This is a genomic window from Stieleria sp. JC731 (assembly GCF_020966635.1).
Taxonomy (GTDB): Bacteria; Planctomycetota; Planctomycetia; order Pirellulales; family Pirellulaceae; genus Stieleria.
On the sequence record NZ_JAJKFQ010000029.1, the window covers coordinates 249,328 to 274,287 of the forward strand.

Below are 24,960 nucleotides of genomic sequence, written 5' to 3' on the forward strand. Positions count from 1 at the left end.
GCGAGGGACCATGGTTTGGAGCGTAACTGAGAAACGTCTACCACAAACTAGTATCCCCGCCGGAACACCTGCTGCTGTGCCGAAGGGATAACGCGGTCCATCTCCGATTTTGCCAAGTCTGCTAGTCGAGGAGTCAGTTTTCGGATGGCAAGCTGATACGCGTCGAAAGCTTTTCCAGTGTCGCCTTCGCGAAACTTTTGCCTCGCGTATCGCACAAGAGCTTTGCCTTCGGCATCGACGTCGATCTTTTCAAGCGCGTTGCTGGCGACAGCGGCGCCAGATGATTTTGGTGATGACACACCACGCGGCGGAAGCCCGCGTATTTGGCGATCGATTGCATCGTGATCGATGATCGTTACATGAACTGATGCCGAGCCAATGCTGTTCGTTGCACCACCGGCGTGAGAACCCAATGGCCCCAAACCGAACCCTCTTGAAGACCGCCCCGAGGCAGAACGCCGAACCGACCCCAAGGACACGCTTCCTCGATCAGGTACCAAGACACTTCCCGAATATGAAAATGTCTGGAAGGTCGGTAGCTGCACCGTCTGCGACCAAACCGGTGCGAAAGGGATGAACATCAACAGAGCCGCAAATCCAGCGATGTAGTTTCCTCGGCTCATCGATCGTCCCCGTTTCAGTTGGCGTCAATGTTTAAAGCGACTGAGCTCAATGCGATTGGGCTTAAAGCGACTGGCGGTCTGGATACCTGCCTGAAGCCTGAAACCTTCAGCACCGTTGGCAAAACGACTACTTCAAGTCTTCTTTGATCTTGTCGCCGAAGTTGCGATTGAACTTGCGAACTTTGTTGACCACAACTGCTTGGCAATAACCGTAGTTAGGGTTCTTTCGGAAGAAATCCTGGTGGTAATCTTCAGCCGGATAGAACGTAGTCGCTTTTTCAAGCAAGGTCACGATTTCTCGGTCGTATTCGCCAGACTTGTCTAGCTTCTTGATGTAAGCCTCGGCTTCCTTGCGTTGCTCTTCATCGTGATAGAACACACTGCTGCGGTACTGTGGACCTTTGTCGGCGCCCTGTTGATTCAGCGTCGTTGGATCGTGTGTTTTGAAAAACACTTCCAGCAATTCTTCGTAGGTCACCTTCGACGGGTCATATCGAATCTCGATCGCTTCGGCGTGCCCGGTCGTCTTCGAGCAAACTTGTTCGTAGGTGGGGTTAGGTACAGAGCCACCTATATAGCCACTGATGACATCGCCAACGCCTTCCATTCGCTCGAAGACCGCTTCGGTACACCAGAAACATCCACCGGCAAATGTGGCTACCAGCTCTTTTTCTGCGGCGGGCTTGGCTTCTTCTGATGTCAACGTTGTAGCTCCGGTGGCTGGCGGTTCGGCCGATAGTTTGCATCCGGTAAAGGCACCGACTGCTAGCAAGACGAATAAAACCCACATTTCCAGGTAGCGTTCCGTGGGCAGAATCGCAACGGCTTTGGCGACAGGCTTCATCTTGATCCTCTGATTGTTTTCCGCCTTACGAATGGACGGTCGGCACGCGGTTCGTGGACGTGTCTAGTATACGCCCTGGGACAGGAGACGTGAAATCGTAGAATGGCGATCCGAATCGAACTTCCGCCTATCCCCCTCCCTTTTAGGGGAAGTCATGCGGACGCCTTATTGCAGATTCCCGATTTCCCTTTGCCATTTTAGTGAATTCATCACCCCCAGCTCATCCGTATTTCGATCTTCACCACCGCGTGAACGACGATGAAATTGACGCCCAACAACACGTCCACAACCTGCGTTACCTGCAGTGGTCACTTTGGGCCGCAGGAAAACACACCGAAGCGATCGGGTGGGATGCCAAGCATGCACTGAACCAGGGCGTCGGCTGGGTTGTGCGTGAACACTCGATTCAATATCGCGTCGCTGCCGTCGCAGGCGACGAAGTTGTGATTCGCACCTGGGTGTCCGACCTGCAGCGATTCGCATCGCGACGCAAGTACATCATCTTTCGCCCATCCGATCGTGCAGTGCTCGCAAAGATTGAAACCCGTTGGGTGTTCGTCGACTTGACGCGGCACAAAGTGATGTCGATCCCGCAAGAGGCGCGTGAATCGCTGACGGTGCTGGACGCAGCCCCCGCGTTACCGTGGGAACATGCGTCTGACATTTAAGATGCACAGCCATTTAAGATGCACGGCGATCACATAGAAAGGTGACCGACGTGCGAGGTGGCGATGGTTTTACGACCGAGTTTGCTAGAAAGACTCGTCGATCACTTCGCGGCTGTTGCGTGTTCCCAACGAGCCGATCAAACCGAAGGGGCTTTTCTCCCCTTTGGTCACCATGTCTTGCTGACCTGCGGACTGATTCCCGGCATCGATCGAATCGGTGATAAAGACGACCGCACCGTCACCCATCAAGATGTGTGCACCACCGTTGTGCAAACTGCTGATGGACCAGTTACCTGGCCCCGACTCAGTCCAGTCGCTGATACACAGCTCGGTGTTTGGTGGACGATTGGTGGTGACTCCGGTGTAGATCGCCGAATAGCTAGCCCAGTTGAATCCGCGCCGAGTACCAGACTCGATACCAGCAGGATAAGGCGAGCCGTCGGTGTTTCGAACATTGTGAGCAGGGAAGATTGTCTTCACCCAGAAGGTTGGCTTCTCGGGATCGATCAGATTCGCGTTCGTTCGACAGGCCATGGTTCCGCCGCCGGAAGAAAGCTTGACGTCATAACCATCGATCGCGGTCACGTCGAATGCGGCCCGGGTCCGAATGTCATAGACACCACGGTCAGTCATGATTTCGCCGCAGCAAATCGTATTGGACAGTCCGTCTTTGACGTCATTCATGTCCATCTTTTTACGAGGCACAAACATGCCTCGCAGGTAACGATCGACAATCGCTTCGGTGGCGGGAAGCGGATCGGCATAATCACCAGCAGTTTCGCTGGTCAGACCCAAGGTAGCTCCGATCGAAGTGTCACCTAGACATGCGGCGTAGTTCGTTCGCGCGAGCGCTGGCAAACCACGACCTGGGTCGCTGGGGCAGCGCAACATTGGAATTTCGGTAACCCAGGGTGTGTAGAGATAGACGCCCGACTGTGGCTTCGGTCCCATCGGTGGGTAGTCAATATTCCCATCACCGTCGACATCCAACGGCGCGGAGATTTGATCCCATAAACCTTGCTGCTCGATAAACGGCAACAGCGGGACCAGGAAACTAAGACTCTTTTGATTCGTTCGATCGGAGTAGTGCCAGATCATCGGAGGACTGCCCGAGATCGGGTCCAGTCCTGTTCCGGTCCCTTGGGTCGGCAGGTGCTTGAAAGTCGTGTGGTAGTTTTGCACCGCCAAACCGATTTGGCGAAAGTTGTTGCTGCAGCTCATTCGGCGAGCCGCTTCACGTGCCGCTTGAACGGCGGGAAGCAACAGCCCAACAAGAATGCCGATGATCGCGATCACGACCAACAGTTCAACCAGGGTAAAGCCGGCGCGGTTTCGTCTAGACATAGACGTCTCCTCAGAACGAACGAATGTATGGTTTGATAAGAACAATCAACTGGTCATCAAATCCAGTTGAACAATGAATGTCGCCAGCGACTCTGCTTCTAGTGCTTCGTTCCAACTCCATTTCTGAATTAGCCGTATGGCGTTAGCCACGGTTTCAGTGCAATCACCGGGGCTAACGCCCGTCGGCTGATGACCCGAACCCGTATTTCGCTATGGAACAAAACACTAGTACCTCAGCTGCAGAACCCAGGCTACTTTTTTCCAGCAGCGCCTCCGGTGTTCAACTTCTTCAGGTCTGCATCGGATACTTGGAACTCATTGTCTTCCGGAGCGACATCCAGGACGCCGCCTTTATGCCCACCGCATCCTGGCAAACAGGTGAAAGTCAACAAGCCAATCGAACATCCCAGCAGAAACCGTTTCATCGAAATCGATCTTTAAAAATGAAGTCGGAGATTGTCGCACGCAGCCCTTCGCACGCACCGGCGGAATCGTGAATCGTTCGGATTACCGCGCAAATATGACGCCCTACCACTGTACTACAGCCGACTGTCCCCCACAACAATCATGCCATCCGGATTGGTTGACGCGTGTTCGAAGTCGCAAGCCCGCACCTGAATCGACAAAGATAGCTCATAAATGATTTCGGCCCGAGAAAATGAAGTTCCCAGGCCTCTTTTGAACCGCGCACATTTCACCGAGAGAGCATTCTGAATCGGCGGTTTGACGCTGCCTTCGTTTGCTAGAGGGCCCAATGGGATGCCGTTCTGTCTTGAACAGGCAATGACTTGCCATCGATCCCTAGTGCTTCGTTCCAACTCGATTTCAGGATCAGCCGTATGGCGTTAGCCACGGTTTCAGTGCAATAACCGGGACTTACGCCCGTCGGCTGATGCCCCGAACCCGTATTTTCATACGGAATGAAGCTCTAGCTTCTGCCGCAGAAACCTCGCACTTGGACCGGCGTCTTCAGTAGCGATCTGCTCTGGCGTGCCTTCACCGATCAACTGCCCTCCGCCGCGACCGCCTTCGGGCCCCAAATCGATCATCCAGTCACAGCAGGCCAACAGGTCAAAGTCATGCTCGATGACAACAACCGTATTTCCGCTTTCTACCAACTGTTGCAACACCAAGATCAGCCGCTTCACATCCACGAAATGCAAACCCGTGGTCGGTTCGTCCAAGATGTAAAGCGTTTTGCCTGTCGAGACTCGGGCCAACTCGGTCCCGAGTTTGATCCGCTGCGATTCGCCGCCACTTAACGTCGTGCTGCTTTGCCCCAGGTGCATGTACCCCAACCCGACTTGCTGAAGCGAAGAAAGCAGCCGCAGCAAACTGGGCACGTTTGCAAAGAACTCACACGCTTCATCCACCGTCATGGCCAAGACGTCAGCAACGGTCGCCCCCTTAAAACGAACTTGCAACGTTTGACGATTGAATCGCTTTCCGTTGCATCGCGGGCAGGTGACAAACAGGTCACTCAAAAAGTTCATTTCGATCCGTTCGACGCCATGACCTTTACAAAGCTCACACCGCCCCGCTGCTGAATTAAAGCTAAAGCGGCTTGCGGTAAAGCCACGCGTTTTTGCTTCACGCGTCGATGCGTACACTTTTCGGATCTCATCCATGACTCCGCTGTAGGTCGCGGGACAAGACCGAGGGCCCCGCCCGATCGGTGCTTGGTCAATCGGAATCAACTTGTCAACAAAGTCAGCGCCTTGAATGGACTTGAACTGCGTGAGCGAATCCTTTCGGACGGGAAGCTTCTTTCCCGTTTCCAAATGATGCTTTACCGCCGGCAACAAGGTATCTCTCACAAGCGAGCTTTTCCCACTGCCGGAAACGCCACTGACGCCGATCAAACAACCGATCGGGAAATGAACATCGACTTCTTTTAGGTTGTGTGTTGTCACACCAGTTAGCACGATAGATTGTTCGCTCGTGCGGCGCGTCCCGGGAATCGGCACATGATCGACACCTGACAGATAGCGTCCCGTTAGGCTCTTACGTTTGGACTGAATCTGTTTCGGCGTGCCTTGCGCAACGATGGTGCCTCCACCGGCGCCTGCACCAGGCCCAACGTCGATCAATTGGTCCGCCGCCCGCATCGTCGCTTCGTCATGCTCGACGACGACGATCGTATTGCCCTGTTGCTGTAGTTCACGCAAACAGCCGATCAAGCGATCATGATCGGCGGGGTGCAAACCGATCGAAGGTTCATCCAAGACATAGCAAACGCCAACCAATCCGCTACCGATGCTGGTTGCTAAACGCACCCGCTGCAATTCACCGCCCGACAACGTATCGGCAGCACGATCAAGCGTCAGGTAAGCAGCACCGACGCGCTGCAAAAATGTCAACCGCTTGCAGACCTCTTCGACGATCGGATGGGCAACGGCCTTGTGCAATGCTGAAAAACCGCTGCCGATCGATTGCAACCAGACAATCGATTCGTCTGCGTTCATTGCCGCAAGCTCTGCAATCGAACGTCCTTCAATGGTCACGCCAAGCGACTGCGGCTTCAATCTGGCCCCATCGCAATCGGGGCAAACACGGGGCGATGACTTTGCGTCGATAATGCCCAAACCGTCACAGGTTGGACAAGCACCATAGGGGCTGTTGAACGAAAACGAACGTGGCTCGATCTCTTCGATACTCGCACCACATTCGATACATGCCATCGCGGTGCTGTGGATCTGATCTTCCCACTGACCATTATCCGCTTGTACGGATGTTGACACCAAACCTTCGCCCAATCGGAGAGCCAGTGACAGCGAATCGGCCAACCGCGATTCGACACCTTCACGAATCACCAACCGATCCACAATCGCTTCGATCGTGTGATTCTTTCGAACGGCAAGCTCGGGAACATCTTCCAATAGATAAACGTCCCCGTCGACACGAGCGCGAACGAGCCCAGCGACCTGGATCTTTTCCAAGACATCGCGGTGTGCCCCCTTTCGTCCGCGAACCATCGGGGACAACAACATCATCTTGGTCCCATCTGGATAGTTTAGCAACGCATCCCGGATCGCATCCGGTGATTGACGATCGACGCTCGCACCGCAATTGGCACAATGCGGCGTCCCCACCCGTGCAAATAGCAATCGCAGGTAGTCATAGATTTCCGTGACCGTCGCCACGGTACTTCGTGCGCTCGTCGATCCACCTTTCTGATCGATCGCCATCGTCGGAGCAAGTCCGTCAATCCAGTCGACATCCGGCCGTGGCAACGAATCGAGAAACTGACGCGCATAGGCTGACAAACTGTCGATGTACTGCCGCTGGCCTTCGGCGAATAAAGTGTCGAATGCGAGCGAACTTTTACCACTCCCGGAAACCCCCGTGATGACGGTGATCGCATCACGCGGAATATCGACGTCGACAGACTTCAAATTGTGAACACGAGCACCGCGAATGCGAATACTGTTAGCGGCGGACGACGCGGAGTTTGACTTGGGCACCGGCAATAAAACGCGAACGAGGCGGGAAGACGAAGACGGCCAGACCGCAATAACCGGTCAAGCAAAAATCATACAACTCGGCCCGTCGATCACAACACGCTCCAATCAGTGCCATCGAGAACTAGATTTGTGTCATCAGCCGACGGGCGTTAGCCGAGGTTTTTGCACTGAAACCGTGGCTAACGCCAAGCGGCTAATTCTAAAATCGCATTGGTATGAACCACTAGGCTGCTTTTGCAGGTTGGGTTTTCGCAAGCCGCTTCGCAATCCTTGGAGGCGGCTGCCGCCAGCGGCGGTGCAGCCACCAGTACTGCTCGACCGCTTCACCGACACTTTTGGCGAGTTGGTGATTGTACCACCGCGTCAAAGTCTGCACTGACTGACAGTGGCCTTCGGGATCATTCGCGGGGTCAGCCACGCCAATACAAGCTGACTCGAACTGCATCGGTTTATGGTTCAGTCGACGAGTCGCACCGGCAATCATCGGCGCGCCGCTTCCGAGTGAAAACAAGGGCAATGCCTTGTGGCAGGACGCGTGAACCCCCAGGAACTTTTCCCAACAGCCTTTCGGGCCCGCATGCTGATCGGCCAAGATTGCCAACATCCCTCCGTCGGCCAAGTGCTGATCGACTTCCTGGGCACAGCCATCTTTGTCAAGCAATCGCTGGCCTTTCGCACTGCGAAAACGTTCGACCCAATGATGCAAGAACGGGTTGTCCAATCGCCTTGCAATTGTTGTCGCTTCACAGCCCATCAAGCCGGCGGTGTAACCACCGATTTCGAAGTTGCCAAAATGCCCCGACACCATCACCACGGGTCGGTGCGAAAGGCAATTGCGCAGGATCCCCTCCTGATTGCGAAACCGAACGTACTGCTTCCAATTGGTCAGGTGCAGTCGACGTCCCGCCCAAGCGATCTCACAAATCATCAACATCAGCGAATGCCACATCGCGAGTTCTAGTTCACGAAGCTGTTCGGCCGACGCATCGGGAAACACTTTGGAAAGATTCTCTTTCGTCGCGCGATGGCGAATTCGAAAAACCCTGGCGCCCAGCCAGGCAAGCCCTCGGCACATGGAATCCCCCATGTCCAACGGCATCACTTGAACGACGGCAACAAATAATCGCACCAACAAGTAAGAGGCGAAATTCGATGCGGTAAGGGCAAAAGACTTAACCATCAATCCGGCCGACCAATCAACTCAGGTTCTCAGTAATATTCCTGAAGGATGTGCAATCGCTACGCGGGCGCCACCGCAGTGTAAGAATCCAAAATCTGCGTGATTTGATCGAGTTGCTCAGTAGTCGTTGATGACAGGTCTAAGAATAAAATGCGTTTCGATCCGACTTGGCACCAACCTGGCTGTTGATCCTCAAGCACAATTCGTCGCACATCAAAACCAAGTTCTTTCGCTTGGCGGATCGCCAACTTCAGCCGCTCGGCAACGTTGGGCCTGCCTTTCGCCCTGCTGTAGCTCTCCATGGACTTCCTATTCCTTCGTTTGTCGATCCGATGACGGTTTCGAGGCAGGTTTTAACCGCTTCCGCAGAATTTCGCTAGCAATGGTCTTCTAGCAGTCGTCTGCTAGCAAACCTCTCAATGACTTTGCCGGTTGCAAAGGCCTGCAAAGCACGGGAAAGCTGCACCTGCGTCCAAGGGCAGGTATAGCAGCACCGCCTCACCAGACGATAGATCATGTGGTGCCGCATTCGTCGTTGTGCAGCGACTGAACGCGACTTGGTTTGAGAAACTGGCATCGTCCTGTCCTATCCCGCAAACCAGGACAGCGAACTTTGGGGCTGATCGAAAACCGGTGTAAATAGATAGCGACGGCGAGTCCATTTGGTGTCTCACATCGCAGATGAGCGGTTCGTGACTTTGCTGCCACGACTAACGCTTCAGGTTTTCACAACGAGTTCTCAAAGACGGGCGACGGATTCGACCCTTGGCAAGGGTCCAGTCCAAAGCAACCGACGACCAACATTTCAAACCAACGAGATGACTCGAGTCAAACCGCACCGATGCCGAGCCGAATTGAACCGTCTTCCGACGACCCTACGGAAATCATGAATCAGCCATCGCCCCAACCGGTCTCTCCAATCACATCCCATCGTCCTCACGCGGCGGCCATCGGAAATGGCGAAGTTGACCAAACCGAATTGATCGGTCAGCTGAAAGCTCAGTTGCGGCAAAACCAAGCGATGGCATCGTTGGGCGAACTGACAAGCACGGCGACGCACGAGTTCAACAACGTCTTGATGACGATCATCAACTACGCCCGGCTGGGAATTCGCAATCGCGACGATGCATCCCGCGACAAAGCACTCGGAAAAATCCTCGAAGCTTCCGAACGTGCCGCTCGCATCACGACCACGATTCTGGCACAAGCGCGAAACCGATCGGACGCCATGGAGCCAACCGATTTGGTGGCCCTAGTCAAAGACACGATGGTGTTGCTTGAACGAGAGATGAACAAGTACCGCGTCAGCGTGAATACCGAGTTTGCCGAAGACGCCGCCAAAGCGATGGCTGCCGGAAATCAGATCCAACGCGTCTTACTGAACTTGTTGATTAATGCACGGCAAGCGATCGGCGAGAGCGGCAATCTGTATCTTGCGGTACGCAATAGCGACGACGGCGAACACGTCGAAGTGATGGTGCGAGATAGCGGATGCGGTATCCCCTCAGACACACTGCCTAAAATCTTTGAACCGTTCTTTTCAACCAAGAGCGGTCCAGACGAATCAGGAAAAGGCGGAACCGGTTTGGGCCTTTCGGCTTGCAAAGAAATCATCGATGCACACAACGGAAAGATTCGTGTGGAAAGCAGCGTCGGCGTTGGCACCGCCTTCACGATCCGTTTGCGAAAGGCAAGCTAGCGATCGATCGGCAAATCATTTTTAGCTTTCAATGACCAACGAATCGTCGCGATCACCTTCGCGACGATTCCAATCGCCGCACCGCTTTCTGGGTCAGCTTGGGAATCGATTTTTGAATCGTTTTCCAGTCTGCCACGGCACCTTTCTTAGGACGCACCACAAAGTCAAACCCGGCGGGAACGCGTTCTTGTTGAGTGCGAAAGGATTCGCGGATGAGGCGTTTCCAATGATTTCGCACCACGGCGTTGCCGGTCTTCTTGGGGATTGTGATTCCCAGGCGTTTCTTAACCGATGCGATGCGACTCTTTCGCTTGCTCGGAGCTTGAGCTGATTGGCGGACCGCAAAAACAACGAGACAGTTGTCGGCCGCGCAAGCACCGCGTCGCAAAACCAGCGTGAACTCACGACCGCTGACAACGCGCATCGACTTTGGGAACAATCGTTTCGAAGTTGCCTTCGTCGATGGCTGCATTGTCGCTCTCGCCCTCTGAAAATGGTGAGATGTTTGTACTTGGAATTGAGCATCCTCATAGTACCCGGCACGCTCCCTCGTGCCGACTGCCACCAGCAGCCCAACACCATGGAACATACCCCGGCGTCACAGGGACTGTGACGGGTACTATTCCAGCACCCAAAGTACCCGGCACGCTCCGCCGTGCCGACTGCCACCAGCAGACCAACACCACGATACATACCCCGGCGTCACAGGGACTGTGACGGGTACTATTCCAGCACCCAAAGTACCCGGCACGCTCCGCCGTGCCGACTGCCACCAACAGCACAACACCACGAAACATACCCCGGCGTCACAGGGACTGTGACGGATACAAAATAAGTGGAGCGTCACAGAGACTGTGACGGATACTAAACAAGCAGTTCGTCACAGGGACTGTGAGGGGTACTCCAACCTTGACCCTAAAACGAGATCTCTTCGCGTACCGACTGAGGATTGAGCTCGGCGAATTTCTCGATCAACTCACGTGAGGGATCGTCAACCGTCTCGGGAACCTTGATCTGCAACTGCACGATCAAGTCTCCTGCGTTGCCCGTTTTGGGCTGAATGCCTTGGCCTTTGAGCCGAAGTTTCCGTCCACTGCTGCTTCCGGCGGGGATATTCATCGTCAGCGTTCCGGCTGGTGTGGGCACATCGACTTTGGCACCCAAAACCGCCTCACTGATTGTGACAGGCAATGTCAGTTCAAGGTTCTGACCGTGGCGTTTATAAAATTGATGCGGAGTCGACTTGATGATTAGTATCAAGTCACCACGTGGACCGCCGTTGGGTGATGGGCTGCCTTGTTCGCGCAGACGCATCTTCGCGCCTTCGGCGACTCCAGGAGGAATGTTCACGGCCAGCTTTTCGTTGTTCAGGTAGAACTCCGTCTCCCCACCTCGCACGATGACTTCCAAAGGCAATTCTAATTCGTGCCGGATGTTGCCACCTTTCTGTGGTGCACGTTGGTGCGTCGCTGCCCCACGCCCCGCACCGGCTCGCCCGCCGGCAGAACGTCCACCGCCCCCGCGGCCACCAAGAATTTGCTCGAAGAAATCGCCGAAGCCGCCTTCGAAATTAAAACCGCCGCCAGCATTGCCGCCGCGTCCACCGCCTTGACCAAAGATCTGGTCCAAGTCGAGTCCGTCGAAACCTGCACCGCCGCCTGGATGTGCACCCCCACGCATTCGTTCAAAATCAGAACCGTAACGATCGTATGCGGCGCGTTTGTCGTCGTCGCTTAAAACGTCATACGCTTCCTGAATTCGCTTAAATCTTTCCTGAGCATCCTTACCGGGATTTTTGTCAGGATGGTATTTCAGAGCCAGCTTTCGGTGCGCTTTTCTGATCTCATCCTTTGACGCGTTTCGGGATACCCCCAGGATTTGATAAAGGTCTTCTGACACGATGAATTTGCACTATGCGGTTAAATGGAAGTCGGCCTCGATTCGGCCCGCCTTTTATACTGCAACGGAGACGATCTTGGCAGGACAAACAAAACCCTTTGGAAGGATGCAATCTTTGCGCCATAACGCTACTTTTCACGTCGCCAGGTCCGAACCCTGTCCCATCAAAATCACTGGATGTGACCGTATTTTCCGTCAACTTTGCACATTCATCGTTTTCGGACTGGCTGGATCACTTGCCATTTTGCCAGCCCGACGCGTGGTTGCCGCCGGTGGCAGTTTGATCCTGAATTTAGAGGACGAAACGAGCCACGATCCGGTCATCTCGCGCGTCGAATTTTTTCGAGTGACACCAGGAAAGCGTGACAAAACGGTGCCGATTCGGCAGACCGTCTCGGCAGGTATCGGCGTCGTTGTCGACCGCAGTGTTGTCTTGGAACTTCCCGACAGTGCCTACCGATTCGAAATTGTTCGAGGGCCGGAATATCGGACAGTCGGAGGCAACTTCACGCTGGAGAAAACCAGCCTGGACGAAAAAACGGTTTCGCTGCCTCGCATGATCAACATGAAGGACGAAGGCTGGCTGTCGGGTGACTGCTGCGTGGTTCCCAGTTCAGAAAGCTTGCCGCTCCGGATGGCATCCGAAGACCTGCACGTCGCGGCCGTATTGGGCGACGAACCGGCAAAGCCCATTCCTCGTCGAGATCGAGATGAACCGATCGAGCATGACCCGGCTTGGATCCGTAGCGATGTGACGGCGCATCAGGGCCTGATCTTTTACAAAACCGATGACGAACTGACAGCCAAGATTGAAAACTGCGAATCATCCATCGAAGCCCTTGTTGCGGTTGCCAACGATGATGATGCCAATCCTGATGAAGTCAAAGTCGCGATCGAAAATCCCTTCGCCTGGGAGCTTCCGATCTGGCTAGCAAGCGGTCGCGTCCGAGGTGTCTTCGTGCTCGGTGATTGGCTGCGTCTTGACAAGACGATCTACCAGGTTCGCGAAGGTCGCAACGAGCAAGCGTTTTCACTGCGAGAGCCAACCCAGGTGGGTCGCTTTGCCGAGCGAATCTACCGACACATGTTGGATGCGGGGATCGAAGCCGTACCGCTTGCCGGTGGTGGAGATGAGTCTGCAAAACATCCGGTAGGCTACAACCGATTGTATGTCAGTGTCCCCAATGAATACGGACCAAAGATTCCCACAACACCGGAACAATGGTGGTCACAAGTTTGGAACGGATGCAGTGTTGCGACCAACGGCCCGTTGCTCCGTCCCCGCCTTGCGGGCGAGCTACCCGGACACGTGTTCGAAAGCCGTCGTGGTGAGGTACTACAGTTGTTCCCCGAACTGAACTTAACGGTTCGAGACCCGGTCGACTATTTGGAAGTAATCCACAACAACCGAGTTCACTACAGCGCAAGACTGGACGAATTCGCAAAAGCCGGTGGAAAGATTCCCCCGATCGAAGCACAGGAAAGCGGCTGGGTGATCATGCGAGTGCTAACGCTATATGAAGGCCACTATCGTGCCGCGGTAACAGCGCCATGGTGGATCGAATATGACGGACAAAGACGTGTCAGCGATGAGAGCGTTGATTTCTTTCGCGAGTGGCTATCCGCTTATGAGAAACGTCTGACGGCGACTCGTCCAAACGACATTGAAAAGGAAGCCCCCTTTGTTCGCGCGGCCCGCCGTTTCTGGGAACAGAAAGCAGGCAACGTCAACTCACAGTCATTACCCTAGCAACCTGTTGAATTGCAGGTTTGATTGCTCACGAAGTCACTTTGGACTCCGCAATAACATTGGGAGTGACGCTTCCTTCACGCAGTGCAGGACGACAATGGAAGACATACTGGCTGCTAGGCCAATGGCGAGTAAGCCGAAACGGCATACTCGCTGGCAGCTTTTAACTGAATGCGTCAGAGCTTATCCGAGCGTGACGATCTTGCCCGTCTTGGCGCTCTCGTAGATACCGCAAATGACTTCGACACTGCGTCGTCCTTCTTCGCCGTCTAGGATCGAAGGTCGATTTTCATTGATCGCGCTGATGGCTTCTTCGAACAACATCGTGTGTCCATGATGGCCGATCGCTGCCGGATCGGCGGCTCCGCCACCGGTTTCAGTCTTGCCCATCATTTCTTTTCGGATGCGTTCGTCTTCGTCCGTTTCGTTGGCAAACTGCCAGAACTTGATGTCTTCTTCTTCAAGGATCGCACTGCCTTCGCTGCCGCTGATTTCGATCCGTTTCAGGGCACCCGGGAACGATGTCGTGGTCGCTTCGATAACGCCAAGAGCGCCGTTTTTGAATTTCAATGTGGCAACAGCAACATCTTCGACTTCGATACGTTCGTGAGTCATGGTTGCGGCCATCGCACTGATTTGCTCGACCGGCCCCATCAGCCACAGCAACAGATCGACGCTGTGAATGGCTTGATTCATCAACGCACCGCCGCCATCGAGTTCCCAGGTCCCACGCCATGCGCCGCTGTCGTAGTATTCTTGGCTTCGGTACCACTTCACATAGGCGTCGCCCATCGTGATTTTGCCAAACCGCCCTTCTTCAACCGCCTTTTTCATTAGCCGACTGGACTCGTGAAAGCGGCTTTGAAATGTCACGGTTAGACGCACGCCATTTTCCTGGCAGGCTTTGATAATCGCATCGCACCGTTCCGTGGTGATCTCAAGAGGCTTTTCGACAATAACGTGCTTACCTGCCTTTGCCGCAGCGATTGCGGGATCCATGTGAAGACCACTGGGAGTACAGATCGAAACGGCGCCAATCGAGTCATCTGCGAGCATCTCTTCCAATGTCGCGTAGCCTTGGCATCCATGTTCGGCTTTGAATTTTTCGACTTGTTCGGCTCGACGCGCCGTCGCACCTACCAAATGAGCACCCTCGGCATCTTTGATAGCGCGGGCATGAAAGTTGGCAATCATGCCACATCCGACGATTCCGATTCCGATGCTCATTGGAAAAGACTCTCCCAGGTGGGTCGAAAGGTGTCGCGGACAGATGGAAAACTCCGCAACGGTAGGTCAAAGTTGATCGGCCATTGTCTCCGTTGGGGTGGGCCTTGGGAACCGCCCCCCTTTTACACTGCCAGCGGTTGCTGGTGGGTTGAAGCTACGAATTGCGGTTCTTTCAAAAGTTCAACACTTATCAGAATCGTCAAACCCAGATCGTCAGCACGATTGCGGCCTCAAGCTTTCGCCGAATCGATCCAACCACTGCGGCAATTCAGCCCCGGTTGGCATTCGGCTCTCTGGGCGACCACTGGCTGAACCGCTACGATCAAACACTCGCTTGATTCACCGCATCCTTCCCATTTCCTCTGGTTTTGCCCGTGTCTGTCGCTACTTCGCTTCATACCGAACGCCTTCAGGAAATCGTCGAAATCCTGGATCGGGATTGTGGAATTAGCGAAACGCTTGCCCAAACCAAACCGGGGGAACGCGTTGCCTTTAGTGGTGTCTGGGGATCGCTGCGCGCGGTGCTGGCAGCAGCGGCGGCAAAGTCCAGCCCGAACATTTTGATGTTGCTCCCACAGGCGGCTGACGCCGATGTGGTTTCCGGGGACTCGATCGCCTTTGGCGTGGACGATTCGTATCCGCTGCCGCTTAGCGTCGGTCGAGGAGGCCCCCACTCGCTGGCCGACCCTGAACTTGCAGAACGCTTGCAAGTCTTGCAAAAGCTGCGCAATCGCAGCGTCGACGCTGACTCGCCGATGGTGGTGACGGCCTACATCGGCGGTGCGTTGCAGCTGGTTCCCACACCCTCGCAATTGGATTCGTCTACACGAGAATTCAAAGTCGGCGTGGACCTTCCGATGGACGAAGTCGCCGAGTGGTTGCGGGAGAGTGGATTCGTATCGACGACGGCAGTGCAACTGCCCGGTGAGTTCGCGATGCGTGGAGGCTTGATCGACATTTACTCCGTCGATCATTCGAGCCCGATCCGCATCGAGTGGTTTGGCGACGAAATCGAGTCGATCCGCCACTTTGACTTGGGAAGTCAACGAAGTATCGGTGTCGTTCAATCGATCGAAATCTCCGCCGTCGGTGTTCACGACATCAGCGACGATGCCGACACGGCGTTCGATTCGAATATCGAACTGGGGCCAATCAGCCAGTACCTGACCGATGACACACTGGTGATCTTGGTTGACCCGCACGACTGCAAGCTATCAGCACAAACGTTGCTGAATCGTTTGGATGATCAAAGTGGGTTCACCGATTTTGAATCGTTATTGGCGTCGATGTCACATTTGCGAGTTGTGACTGCGACCACGTTGAACGAAGGTGGCGAAGCCAACATCGAATTGCACTCGACCAGCGCTGACGGGTTCGCCCTTTCGCTGGACGAAACCCATTCCAAGATTGATTCGATCGCCGATGACCACGAAATCTTGCTCGTCGGCGACACCCCTGCGGATGCCCAGCGGCTAGCCGAACTGCTTCAAGAGACAAAGGCTGCCCGAAAAGGTCACATCAAACCTGCTGTTGCCCAAATCAGTGGTGGCTTTCGACTCACGTCGACCAACGTCTTGGTCCTCACCGGCGCAGAACTTTTTCATCGCAGTCCGGTACGACGGGGAAAGTCGCGTTCTCAGGGAAAACCGATCACCAATTCGCTGCAGTTGGAACCCGGTGATCTGGTCGTGCACCTGTCCCACGGCATCGGACTGTACCTGGGACTCGATCATCTCGAAAAGAATGGCCAGCATGTCGAGCACCTGGTAATCGAATATGACGGTGGCTCAAAAATCTACGTGCCGGCTTCACGTATCGGCTTGATCCAGCGATATGTCGGCGGCACCAAAACCCAGCCGAAGCTGGCGAAGGTTGGCGGCCAAGCGTGGGCGCGGCAAAAGAAGGCAGCTGAAAGTGCCGTCACCGACATGGCTTCGGAGCTTTTGGAGCTCCAGGCCAAACGCTCCAGTCGACAAGGAATCGCGCACGATCCCGATCACGTCTGGCAGCAGCAATTCGATGCAAGCTTTCCATACCAGGAAACTCCCGACCAGATCACAGCCATCGACGCTGTCAAAGATGACATGGAGTCACCCAAGACGATGGACCGATTGATTTGCGGTGACGTCGGATTCGGAAAAACCGAAGTCGCCATGCGGGCGGCATTCAAAGCGGTCACCAGTGGCTATCAAGTCGCCGTGTTGGTTCCGACGACAGTGCTTGCCGAACAGCACTACCACAACTTCAAAAACCGAATGGCGGAGTTCCCGGTTCGGATCGAAAAGCTCAGTCGGTTCTGCACCGCTGCAGAACAACGCAAAACGGTCAAAGACATCAAGAGCGGCAAAGTTGACATCGTTGTCGGCACGCATCGCATCGCAGGGAAAGATGTCGACTTTAACCAACTCGGTTTGGTCATCATTGATGAAGAACAGCGATTCGGAGTGGCTGTTAAAGAGAAACTTAAAAACAAACACTCCAATGTCGATGTGCTGACACTCTCGGCGACACCAATCCCAAGAACCCTGCACATGGCCTTGGTTGGCGTTCGCGACATCAGCAATCTGGAAACGCCGCCTGCGGAAAGACGCAGCGTCGAAACCACCGTGTCCCGCTGGGACGACAAACTGATCCGTACCGCGATCGTTCGAGAACTGAACCGTGGCGGCCAAATCTATATGGTTCACAATCGCATCGGCGACATGGAAGCGATTGTCGAGCGTCTTCGCGGAATCGCTCCCGAGCTGCGGATCGTGATCGGCCATGGCCAAATGGCCGAGGGTGCACTTGAACAAGTGATGGTTGATTTTATCGACCACAAGTTCGACCTGCTGCTTGCAACGACGATCATTGAAAGCGGGCTCGATATCCCGAACGCCAACACGATTTTTGTTGACGAAGCCGATCACTACGGTCTGAGCGACCTACACCAACTTCGAGGTCGCGTCGGACGTTATAAGCACCAGGCGTTCTGCTACTTATTGGTTTCGCCGCACAAGCATCTGTCGCCGGAAGCAACAAAACGACTTCGGGCGATCGAAGAGTTCAGCCAAATGGGCGCCGGGTTTGCGATCTCGATGCGAGACTTGGAAATCCGCGGGGCAGGCAACCTGCTGGGCAGTCAACAAAGTGGTCATATCGCTGCAATCGGCTACGAAATGTATTGCCACCTGCTCGAAGATGCCGTTCGACAAGTCCAGAACTTGCCCCCAGAACTGTCAGCAGATGTTGATATCGACCTTCCGGTAGAAGCCTATCTGGACCCGGAATACGTTCCTGACTTGCGACACAAAATTGACCTGTATCGCCGTATCGCCAAGCTGACCGACGCGGAAGAGATCAACGCGATTCGCGAAGAAATGATCGATCGGTTCGGACTGCTTCCCGGAGCTGCCGAACGGATGCTAGAACTGGCCGAATTGCGACTGGATGCGGCCGCTTGGCAAATTAGTTCCATCACCAGTGACGCGAGATTCCTGGTGCTGCACTACACCGACAAGCGGCGAATGGAGTTGCTGGCGAAACGATCAGACCTTCCGGTACGGATTGTCGATGGCCGCCGAGCGTATGTCCCGCTGCGTCCGCAACGTAAACCGGGAACCACCGAACGGCCCCCGAAGGATTATCCGGGGATCGAGATGGATGATCCCACAGGCCGTGGCTATCTAAAACTGGCGCGTAAGACGTTTCGATCGGGAAACTGATTTCGATCGAACGTCCACGTTCAATCGCAAAGCGATGCCGTGATCGGTATCAGCTGACAATTCAGCTTGAAGATCGGTACTTGGAAGGAAAGCCGAATCGAGCGCTCACAAAATTCTCAACCGTTGCCGAAGCAAATGGCCACGAAGATCACAAAAGGACACAAAAACAAAGCCAGCGACCGAATCGACAGGCTTCGGACGTCAGCCGTTGGTCTGTAATTCCCAGGCGTCACCAACGCGTCAATCGCTGATCAGTCGAAGCAACGATCCGTTTTCGCGAAACTAAAGGTACATTCCAACAAAGCCTTCGCCGGCTTCGTTTTCCGCGTTCAACTTTTCGATCCGCTGCTGTGTTTTGGTTAGATCACCGGCCGCAATGTAGCGATCAAATTCGACCAAGACCGCATGCTGAACCGATTCGGCAAAGAAGTCGACGATCGGTTGAGAAAGCCAACCACAGGTTTCGCGCAGCAGTTCGACCGATAGATCGACGCTACGAGTCTTTTCATCCTTTGCGCCAGTCAGCGCGGTGCCTTCGAACGCAAATGCGATCTCACCACGATTCTCTGCGTTGGTCAAACGGAACACGCAAGTCCCGCGATGCAAGTAGTACGTATTGTGCGATCCATGCTTTTCCATCGCCGCTTTGACACGACGGACAAAGGCTTCGTACTTGGGAGACGCATCGAGCGGCGCATCAAAACGCGAGACGCTACGCAGCGGTAAACAATCAAATTCGATCTCGACCCACTGGCCTTTCATCAACACAAACTCCCTCGATTGTGAAAAGAATCACTAATCTTGTGAAAAGAATCACATGGCGGCTAGGGCACTGATCACAAGGACGCTTTGCAGAACCATCAAGCCTGCAAAATAACGAAAAACGCTGTCCTACAGCACAATTCCCAATTCTTCCAATGTATTCGATAGCCCGCTCGCCGTCTTCAACGGTCGGATGGACGCCAAGCGATCAATCACGAATTTGCTTGACTATGCCAACTCAATTGAAAAGAACGGAACCGTTCCATCTTCGGAACACCTTTCTACTCTGAATTGGGAGCGATTGCGATGATGCCTCATACATGCGCACGCGACATGATGGTCTCTAATCTGACGACCCTGTCACCGTCGATGGATGTTCTGGAAGCGTTGGACGTCCTGCTGCATCACCGGATCTCGGGTGCACCCGTCGTTGACGAAGACAAACGATTCCTGGGGATCTTCTCGGAAAAGTCGTGCATTCGTTTCGTTGTCGATGCAGCCTACGAACAGATGCCTGTTGTGGGACTGATGTCGTTCGTCGATGCGACCCCTCCGACAATCCGGCCGGAAACCGACCTGCTGACAATCGCACAGACGTTTCTTGACGCGGCCTGTAGGAGGCTGCCTGTTCTCGATGAAGACGGTCGACTGTTGGGACAGATTTCACGCCGCGACGTGATGAGAGAAGTTCGCGGCAACCTAAATCGCCAAACGCCGGTCGCAAGCGGAGCGGGACTTTATCTTAGTGCCGTTGTCGACGGAATCGATCGCCCGTTTCGAGCGAGCGGAAAATAGCCTCAAGACACGGATGCCATCGGTCGTTTGCCATCGCGTGTCCATGACCAGACCGCTCAGGTTTCCGTCAGTTTGGCTTCTGCAGCGGATGAAGCTTGCTTGATTTGAAGCATCAGTCGGTAGTTGTCTTTGAACAACGCCGACGAAGCTTCTTTGATCTCACGCAGTTCGTCGCGGATTTGTCCAAAGTATTCCTGCAACGCTTTGTTCTCGACTTGGTATTGAGCCAGGTCTTGTTCCAGCTTCAACTTTTCATCCTGACGGGTCGCAAGCATGTCGACCGTCGCTGCGATGGCTGCTTCAAGAATCTTCTTTTGGTATTCCATCTCGGTGATGCGGATATCCATTTCCCGAATCTGCAGACGGATCTTTCGCAAGATATAGCGATAGTCGTTCAGTGGCCGCAGGTAATAGGTGTCGACCAAAGACGCAACCTGCTCTTGGTTGATCAATTGGCGAGCGGCTTCCTCTTTGACGATGATCGTATCGCCGACAGCAAAACTGACCTTACCGTTATCGGAACGTTGCAATCGGCTATCGACCGCGCGACCAGAGTTGTCAAAGAAACCGCCTTCAAGGGCTCCGCGTTGTTCTTCGCTATCGACGTCGATTTCCCACTTCTTGTCAAACTTGATCTTCACCCAACGTGCGGCGGGGTCTTCAGGAGCCTCGCGAGTTCCATCGCGTAGGTAAGCCTGAATCGTTTCTGGCTTCGCATTTTTGAGCAGCGCGTTGACCAGTTGGTCGTCAACACGACCGAGAGCGTTATCGTCCGAAGGTCGACTTCCTTCGGCAATGAAGGGGACGTGCCCGTCCAGAGGCAGCATTTCGTAGAGCGACCAAAGACGAGCTTGGCCACTACCGATCAAATTGACCTGGTTAGGCTCAAGTGCGAATGTTGGCGTTACGGTGACAGTGCTGCCGGTGCTAGCAGTGACTTTGTATTCACCTAGGTAGGCTAGCGGTACGGTTTGTTCGACATTGGGGACCTGACCTTCGGCAAATCCATAGACAACCAAGCCGACGGGTACCAAGGGACCAGCGGGTTCTGGCGCGGCAGCGGGATCGGCACCAGGAATCGCGACGGAAGGATCTGCTTGGCCAGACGTACGAAGTGTGATTTGGCCATTGCCGTCGTTGTCCGTCATTTGCAAGCTGCGCCAGCGACGCCCAGCTTCGGTACCGAGCTTTGACAGTTCCAGCGAAACCGCCTTCACTCCGGGAGGGGCCGACGGGTCGGTCGGGTCACCGTATTGCAGCGACTGGTTCTGCGCTTTGACTTCCGCAAGTTGCTTTTCCAAGTCCTCTTTGATCTTGTGCCAAGCTTGGCGACTTTTCAGTGCCGCAGCCGTTGGAAACAAGAAAGTGATCGCCAACAGCATCGTGATCACGGCACTGGTGATGTGGTACCAACGCCAGTTTTTCGCAGCCTTGACGACCATCACGATGAACGCGATCAGGATCACCAATAGAACTGCTAGGAGTGCGAATTTCATTGTTAATTGTGACGCTGCCGGACGAGGCCGAAGGGGAGGGAACGCTGGCTGAGATCAACGATTGTGATTACAGACGGGCCTAGACGGCGAGTTTGGATCGGAAAAGTAGCAGGATTTAGACCGATGGATACTAAGTTGGGCAAGATAGACCGTCAAGCTTTTCTAGGTATTCGGCCCGGAACACCCGCTGGAAACAATGATGAATCCCGTCTGAGGGGTAATTCCGCAGGATTTTGGGCCGGTTTTGAGGCCGTTGGAGGATCCACGCCCCCTTGATGAGCCATCACGCTGGCTGAGGGAGCTCGGTCAAAATTTTGCATGATTTGTCTTCTCGAAAGCAAAAAGCACACCTGATCGGTCCGTCCGCGCTAATCCGAACAACCCGCACAGGCTGAACAACCCGTGCGTGTGGCTTACGAAGGGTTGCGGATGTGCCAGCTGTTCTGATGGCACCGCTGGATCTGATCCGATTCGATGGGTGAGTCATTCCGCCATTACGGGCTGAATGGCTCGATCCGTTGGCAGTGATTTTCGCAAGGATCGCGACCGGCTGCCCCGTGAGCACCGAATCTCTGGATTCCTAAAGGCGTGACACAGATGAGAACGAAGGGAAAAGGAAGTCTATCGAAAGCAAGCAAGCGTCACCGATTGCTGGGCTGCATTTTTGGGCTTTCAACCGCGACCGCATCGCTGTTTTCGGTGCCCGGTTGTCATCGTCAATACTACCGCAAACAAGCCGACCAAGAGGTCAGCTGTTTGCTGCAGGAAAAGTCTTCTCATTTGGCCCGACGACCGACGGCTGACTTTAACGTTTATGCCGATCGCCGCAGTCGAATGTTCAACCCGTTCGATCTGGATTTCCAACCGATGCCGTTGGACGACCCCGCATCGAATCGGTACATGCAGTGCGTCGACGGACGCCGCGGCTACCCCATGTGGGAAGCCGCCGGAATCACCAATGCAGCCGAAAGCCCCGACTGGTGGCAGTTCCTTCCGCTGGATGAAAACGGTGTCTTGGTTCTCAACAACGACACCGCCGTGCAGTTGGCCTTGCTGCACTCGCCGGACTATCAGCAACAGATCGAACAGCTTTATCTGTCGGCACTGGACGTCAGTAGCGAACGGTTCCGATTTGATACGCAGTTCTTTGCCAACTCGGGTGCCACCTTCAACGCATCTGGATCCGGATCGTCTTCGATCGGCCTCGATCGCGACTTAACGATGAACCGGGCTTTCGCGACCGGCAGCCAGTTGGTCGTCGGACTTGCCAACGAAATCGTTTGGACCCTCAACGGCCCGAACGCGCAGTCCGCCAATACACTGCTGGACTTCACGTTCCTGCAACCGTTCTTGCTGAACGCAGGTCGTGACGTTGTCATGGAACGATTGACATTGTCCGAACGGCGACTGCTGTCAAACGTCCGTGCCTTTGAACGCTATCGCCGCAGCTTTTACTTGAACATCACAATCGGTCGAAACACCGAAAGCACCGTTTCGCGTAGCGGTGGTGTCTTCGGCGTCGGCCTGCAAGGATTCAGCGGGGTTGGCAGCGGCTTCGGTGGCCTCGGTGGCGGCGGTGGTGTCAGCGGCGGTGGCTTCGCCGGAGCCCAAGCCGGAGGATTCCTGGGGCTGCTGCAAACGCAGGTACAGATCCGCAACCAACAAGAGAACATCGCCAGGCTTTCCGAAACGCTATTGGTTTTGGAAAACACCTTGGTCGAGTTACTCACCACGATTCCAGACGACCCGCAAGAAATTGTTAGCCAACGATTACAAGTCGCCCAGCAACGAAGTGAGCTGCTTCAACGTCAAACCGTTCTCGTTGGCGACCAACGAGACTTTCAAGCATCGTTGGATTCGTTCCTGACCGACCTGGGACTTCCACCATACATCTGTGTCCGCTTGGAAGATCCCTACCTGCAACGCTTTGAGCTAATCGATACCGACCTACGTTCTCGCCGAACCGAGTTGGTTGATATCCGCCGCAACATCGGCTTGCAGAACATCGCGATTCTTGAAGAGACCCGTCAGGAGATCGATCCGGAAACAGGCTTGCCAGTTTCGACGATGACTTGGTCGGACAACATCGCCGAATCGTTGCGTAAAATTCACAGTGAACTCGGCCCGCTGAAAGACTTCTTAAATCAGTTGCAAACCGAAGACGCCGATCGAGTCCGTGCGGACATCGAATTGCTCGCCGATGCGGTTCCCAAACGGTTGCAGCAAAACGAGCAGTTGTTGCATCTTTATGAAACCGAACGAGAAAAGATTTGCACGCTGCTAAATGTCGACAGCATCGATGAGTCGTTGTTCGATGTCGAACCGCTGAAATCCCTGCAAAGTGAGCTAAGCGAAGACCTTGGCAAGCTGCTTGACCGGTACGCGGAATATGTCCAGAAGGTCAACACCATCGAAGCTCGTTTGGACAACATGCTGGCAACGAACGCGAATCAAACCGAAGGCAAGGAACTGGCGGACAACTTGCGTGAAAACGTGATCTTGGAAATCCAAGACATGATGTTGCAGCTCGGCGATGACGTCTTGCAATTGCAACTGTTCCAAGCACGTGCACGCACCGAAAGTGCGTTGCTGCCGGTTGTCGATATCGAACCGACCGAAGCTTTCGAAATCGCTCGACGCAACCGCCGTGACTGGGCAAACAGCCGAGCCTCCTTGGTGGATCAATGGCGACTGATCGAGTTCAACGCGGATGCTCTTGAAAGCGGCTTGGACCTCACCGTTTCAGGATCTGTCGGCGGTGATGGGAACAGCCCATGGTCGTTCAACAAGGACAACTCCGCATTGCGGATGGGATTGCGTTGGGACGCACCAATCACCCGACTGCAAGAACGCAATACCTATCGCCAAGCCCTGATTTCATTCGAGCAAGCCAAACGCAGTTACTATCAGTACGAAGATGGCATCTGGCGATTGCTAAGGAACCAAATCCGTCAACTGCAAGCGAACCGCATCACGTTCGAATACGGTCGCCAAAGCGTGCGAATCGCGACGGACCAGATCGAACTGAACGAAGACATTCGCGAACTGCGAGACGCACGGGGCTTGAGCAGCGGTCCGACCGCGGCACGAGACACGATCACCGCGTTGACAGCACTGTTGAACGCACAGAACACGTTGCTGAACGTCTATGTGAACTATGAAGTGCTTCGCCGGAACCTGCAGTTTGACCTCGGCACGATGGAGATTACTCCGGAAGGCATGTGGATCGACCAGGAAGAGCTTGACCCGGACTACCTGCTAAGCCTGCCAGGAACCACTGTTGAAGCGTTGCCCAATGGAAACTGCACCAACTGCTGCATTCCACTTCGCCAACAGCCTCAACCGCCGAACTACAGCCCGATCATGATCAGCGAACCGGCGCTGCTGGAGTTTGATCATCAACATGAGCACCTCGATCATTCGGATCATGTGCACCATGTTGACCAAGTGAAGTTCGAGCAACCGGCGAAAGAGTAATCTGTCTCAGCGATGAGGCCCGTGCGGC

General features: G+C 54.5%; 18 protein-coding genes. 6 read left to right on the forward strand and 12 right to left on the reverse strand.

The window, feature by feature from the left end; translation table 11 throughout:
- Positions 1-47: 47 nt before the first annotated feature.
- Entirely contained in the window at positions 48-623 is a 576-nt protein-coding gene (locus LOC67_RS25675) for a hypothetical protein (protein WP_230265708.1), read from the reverse strand.
- 127 nt (positions 624-750) lie between these two features.
- Positions 751-1,467 carry a peptide-methionine (S)-S-oxide reductase MsrA gene (gene msrA / locus LOC67_RS25680; protein WP_230265709.1) on the reverse strand — a complete coding sequence of 239 codons (717 nt, stop codon included), beginning with the start codon at positions 1,465-1,467 and terminating at the stop codon, positions 751-753.
- A gap of 200 nt (positions 1,468-1,667) precedes the next feature.
- Here msrA and LOC67_RS25685 point away from each other — a divergent pair, with 200 nt between their 5' ends.
- Positions 1,668-2,135: an acyl-CoA thioesterase gene (locus tag LOC67_RS25685; RefSeq protein ID WP_410001176.1), complete on the forward strand. Its 468-nt coding sequence runs from the start codon at positions 1,668-1,670 to the stop codon at positions 2,133-2,135.
- 84 nt (positions 2,136-2,219) lie between these two features.
- Here the strand turns inward: LOC67_RS25685 and LOC67_RS25690 are convergent, their stop codons facing one another.
- From LOC67_RS25690 to LOC67_RS25710, 5 genes are all read right to left on the reverse strand, one after another.
- On the reverse strand, positions 2,220-3,479 hold the full coding sequence (locus LOC67_RS25690; protein ID WP_230265711.1) for a DUF1559 domain-containing protein: 1,260 nt from the start codon (positions 3,477-3,479) through the stop codon (positions 2,220-2,222).
- Between the two features lie 251 nt (positions 3,480-3,730).
- Positions 3,731-3,904, reverse strand: coding sequence for a hypothetical protein (locus LOC67_RS25695; protein ID WP_230265712.1), 174 nt, complete (start codon positions 3,902-3,904; stop codon positions 3,731-3,733).
- A gap of 486 nt (positions 3,905-4,390) precedes the next feature.
- Complete coding sequence (gene uvrA, locus LOC67_RS25700; protein WP_230265713.1) at positions 4,391-6,943, reverse strand: excinuclease ABC subunit UvrA; 2,553 nt, start codon at positions 6,941-6,943, stop codon at positions 4,391-4,393.
- A 223-nt stretch (positions 6,944-7,166) separates the two neighbouring features.
- Entirely contained in the window at positions 7,167-8,123 is a 957-nt protein-coding gene (locus tag LOC67_RS25705) for a lysophospholipid acyltransferase family protein (RefSeq protein ID WP_230265714.1), read from the reverse strand.
- 59 nt (positions 8,124-8,182) lie between these two features.
- The gene (locus LOC67_RS25710; protein WP_230265715.1) at positions 8,183-8,425 is read right to left on the reverse strand and encodes a hypothetical protein; all 243 of its coding nucleotides are present in this window, start codon (positions 8,423-8,425) and stop codon (positions 8,183-8,185) included.
- 584 nt (positions 8,426-9,009) lie between these two features.
- On the opposite strand from LOC67_RS25710, the gene LOC67_RS25715 reads away from it, so the two are divergent.
- On the forward strand, positions 9,010-9,822 hold the full coding sequence (locus tag LOC67_RS25715; RefSeq protein WP_230265716.1) for a sensor histidine kinase: 813 nt from the start codon (positions 9,010-9,012) through the stop codon (positions 9,820-9,822).
- Positions 9,823-9,874: 52 nt separating this feature from the next.
- Here the strand turns inward: LOC67_RS25715 and rnpA are convergent, their stop codons facing one another.
- Positions 9,875-10,294 (reverse strand): ribonuclease P protein component, encoded by a 420-nt coding sequence (gene rnpA / locus LOC67_RS25720; protein WP_230265717.1) that lies wholly within the window; start codon positions 10,292-10,294, stop codon positions 9,875-9,877.
- Between the two features lie 443 nt (positions 10,295-10,737).
- The gene (locus tag LOC67_RS25725; protein ID WP_230265718.1) at positions 10,738-11,721 is read right to left on the reverse strand and encodes a DnaJ C-terminal domain-containing protein; all 984 of its coding nucleotides are present in this window, start codon (positions 11,719-11,721) and stop codon (positions 10,738-10,740) included.
- Positions 11,722-11,827: 106 nt separating this feature from the next.
- Between LOC67_RS25725 and LOC67_RS25730 the strand changes: the two genes are divergently transcribed.
- Positions 11,828-13,471, forward strand: coding sequence for a hypothetical protein (locus tag LOC67_RS25730; RefSeq protein ID WP_230265719.1), 1,644 nt, complete (start codon positions 11,828-11,830; stop codon positions 13,469-13,471).
- A gap of 183 nt (positions 13,472-13,654) precedes the next feature.
- Here the strand turns inward: LOC67_RS25730 and LOC67_RS25735 are convergent, their stop codons facing one another.
- Positions 13,655-14,698 carry a Gfo/Idh/MocA family protein gene (locus LOC67_RS25735; RefSeq protein WP_230265720.1) on the reverse strand — a complete coding sequence of 348 codons (1,044 nt, stop codon included), beginning with the start codon at positions 14,696-14,698 and terminating at the stop codon, positions 13,655-13,657.
- Between the two features lie 374 nt (positions 14,699-15,072).
- On the opposite strand from LOC67_RS25735, the gene mfd reads away from it, so the two are divergent.
- Positions 15,073-18,402 carry a transcription-repair coupling factor gene (mfd, locus tag LOC67_RS25740; RefSeq protein WP_230265721.1) on the forward strand — a complete coding sequence of 1,110 codons (3,330 nt, stop codon included), beginning with the start codon at positions 15,073-15,075 and terminating at the stop codon, positions 18,400-18,402.
- Positions 18,403-18,684: 282 nt separating this feature from the next.
- On the opposite strand, the gene LOC67_RS25745 is transcribed toward mfd, so the two are convergent.
- On the reverse strand, positions 18,685-19,164 hold the full coding sequence (locus LOC67_RS25745) for a hypothetical protein (RefSeq protein WP_230265722.1): 480 nt from the start codon (positions 19,162-19,164) through the stop codon (positions 18,685-18,687).
- 306 nt (positions 19,165-19,470) lie between these two features.
- On the opposite strand from LOC67_RS25745, the gene LOC67_RS25750 reads away from it, so the two are divergent.
- Positions 19,471-19,959 (forward strand): CBS domain-containing protein, encoded by a 489-nt coding sequence (locus LOC67_RS25750; RefSeq protein WP_230265723.1) that lies wholly within the window; start codon positions 19,471-19,473, stop codon positions 19,957-19,959.
- 56 nt (positions 19,960-20,015) lie between these two features.
- On the opposite strand, the gene LOC67_RS25755 is transcribed toward LOC67_RS25750, so the two are convergent.
- A complete protein-coding gene (locus LOC67_RS25755) occupies positions 20,016-21,455 on the reverse strand; it encodes a hypothetical protein (RefSeq protein WP_230265724.1) in 1,440 nt (479 codons plus the stop codon).
- Positions 21,456-22,052: 597 nt separating this feature from the next.
- On the opposite strand from LOC67_RS25755, the gene LOC67_RS25760 reads away from it, so the two are divergent.
- Positions 22,053-24,932, forward strand: coding sequence for a TolC family protein (locus tag LOC67_RS25760; protein ID WP_230265725.1), 2,880 nt, complete (start codon positions 22,053-22,055; stop codon positions 24,930-24,932).
- Positions 24,933-24,960 lie beyond the last annotated feature (28 nt).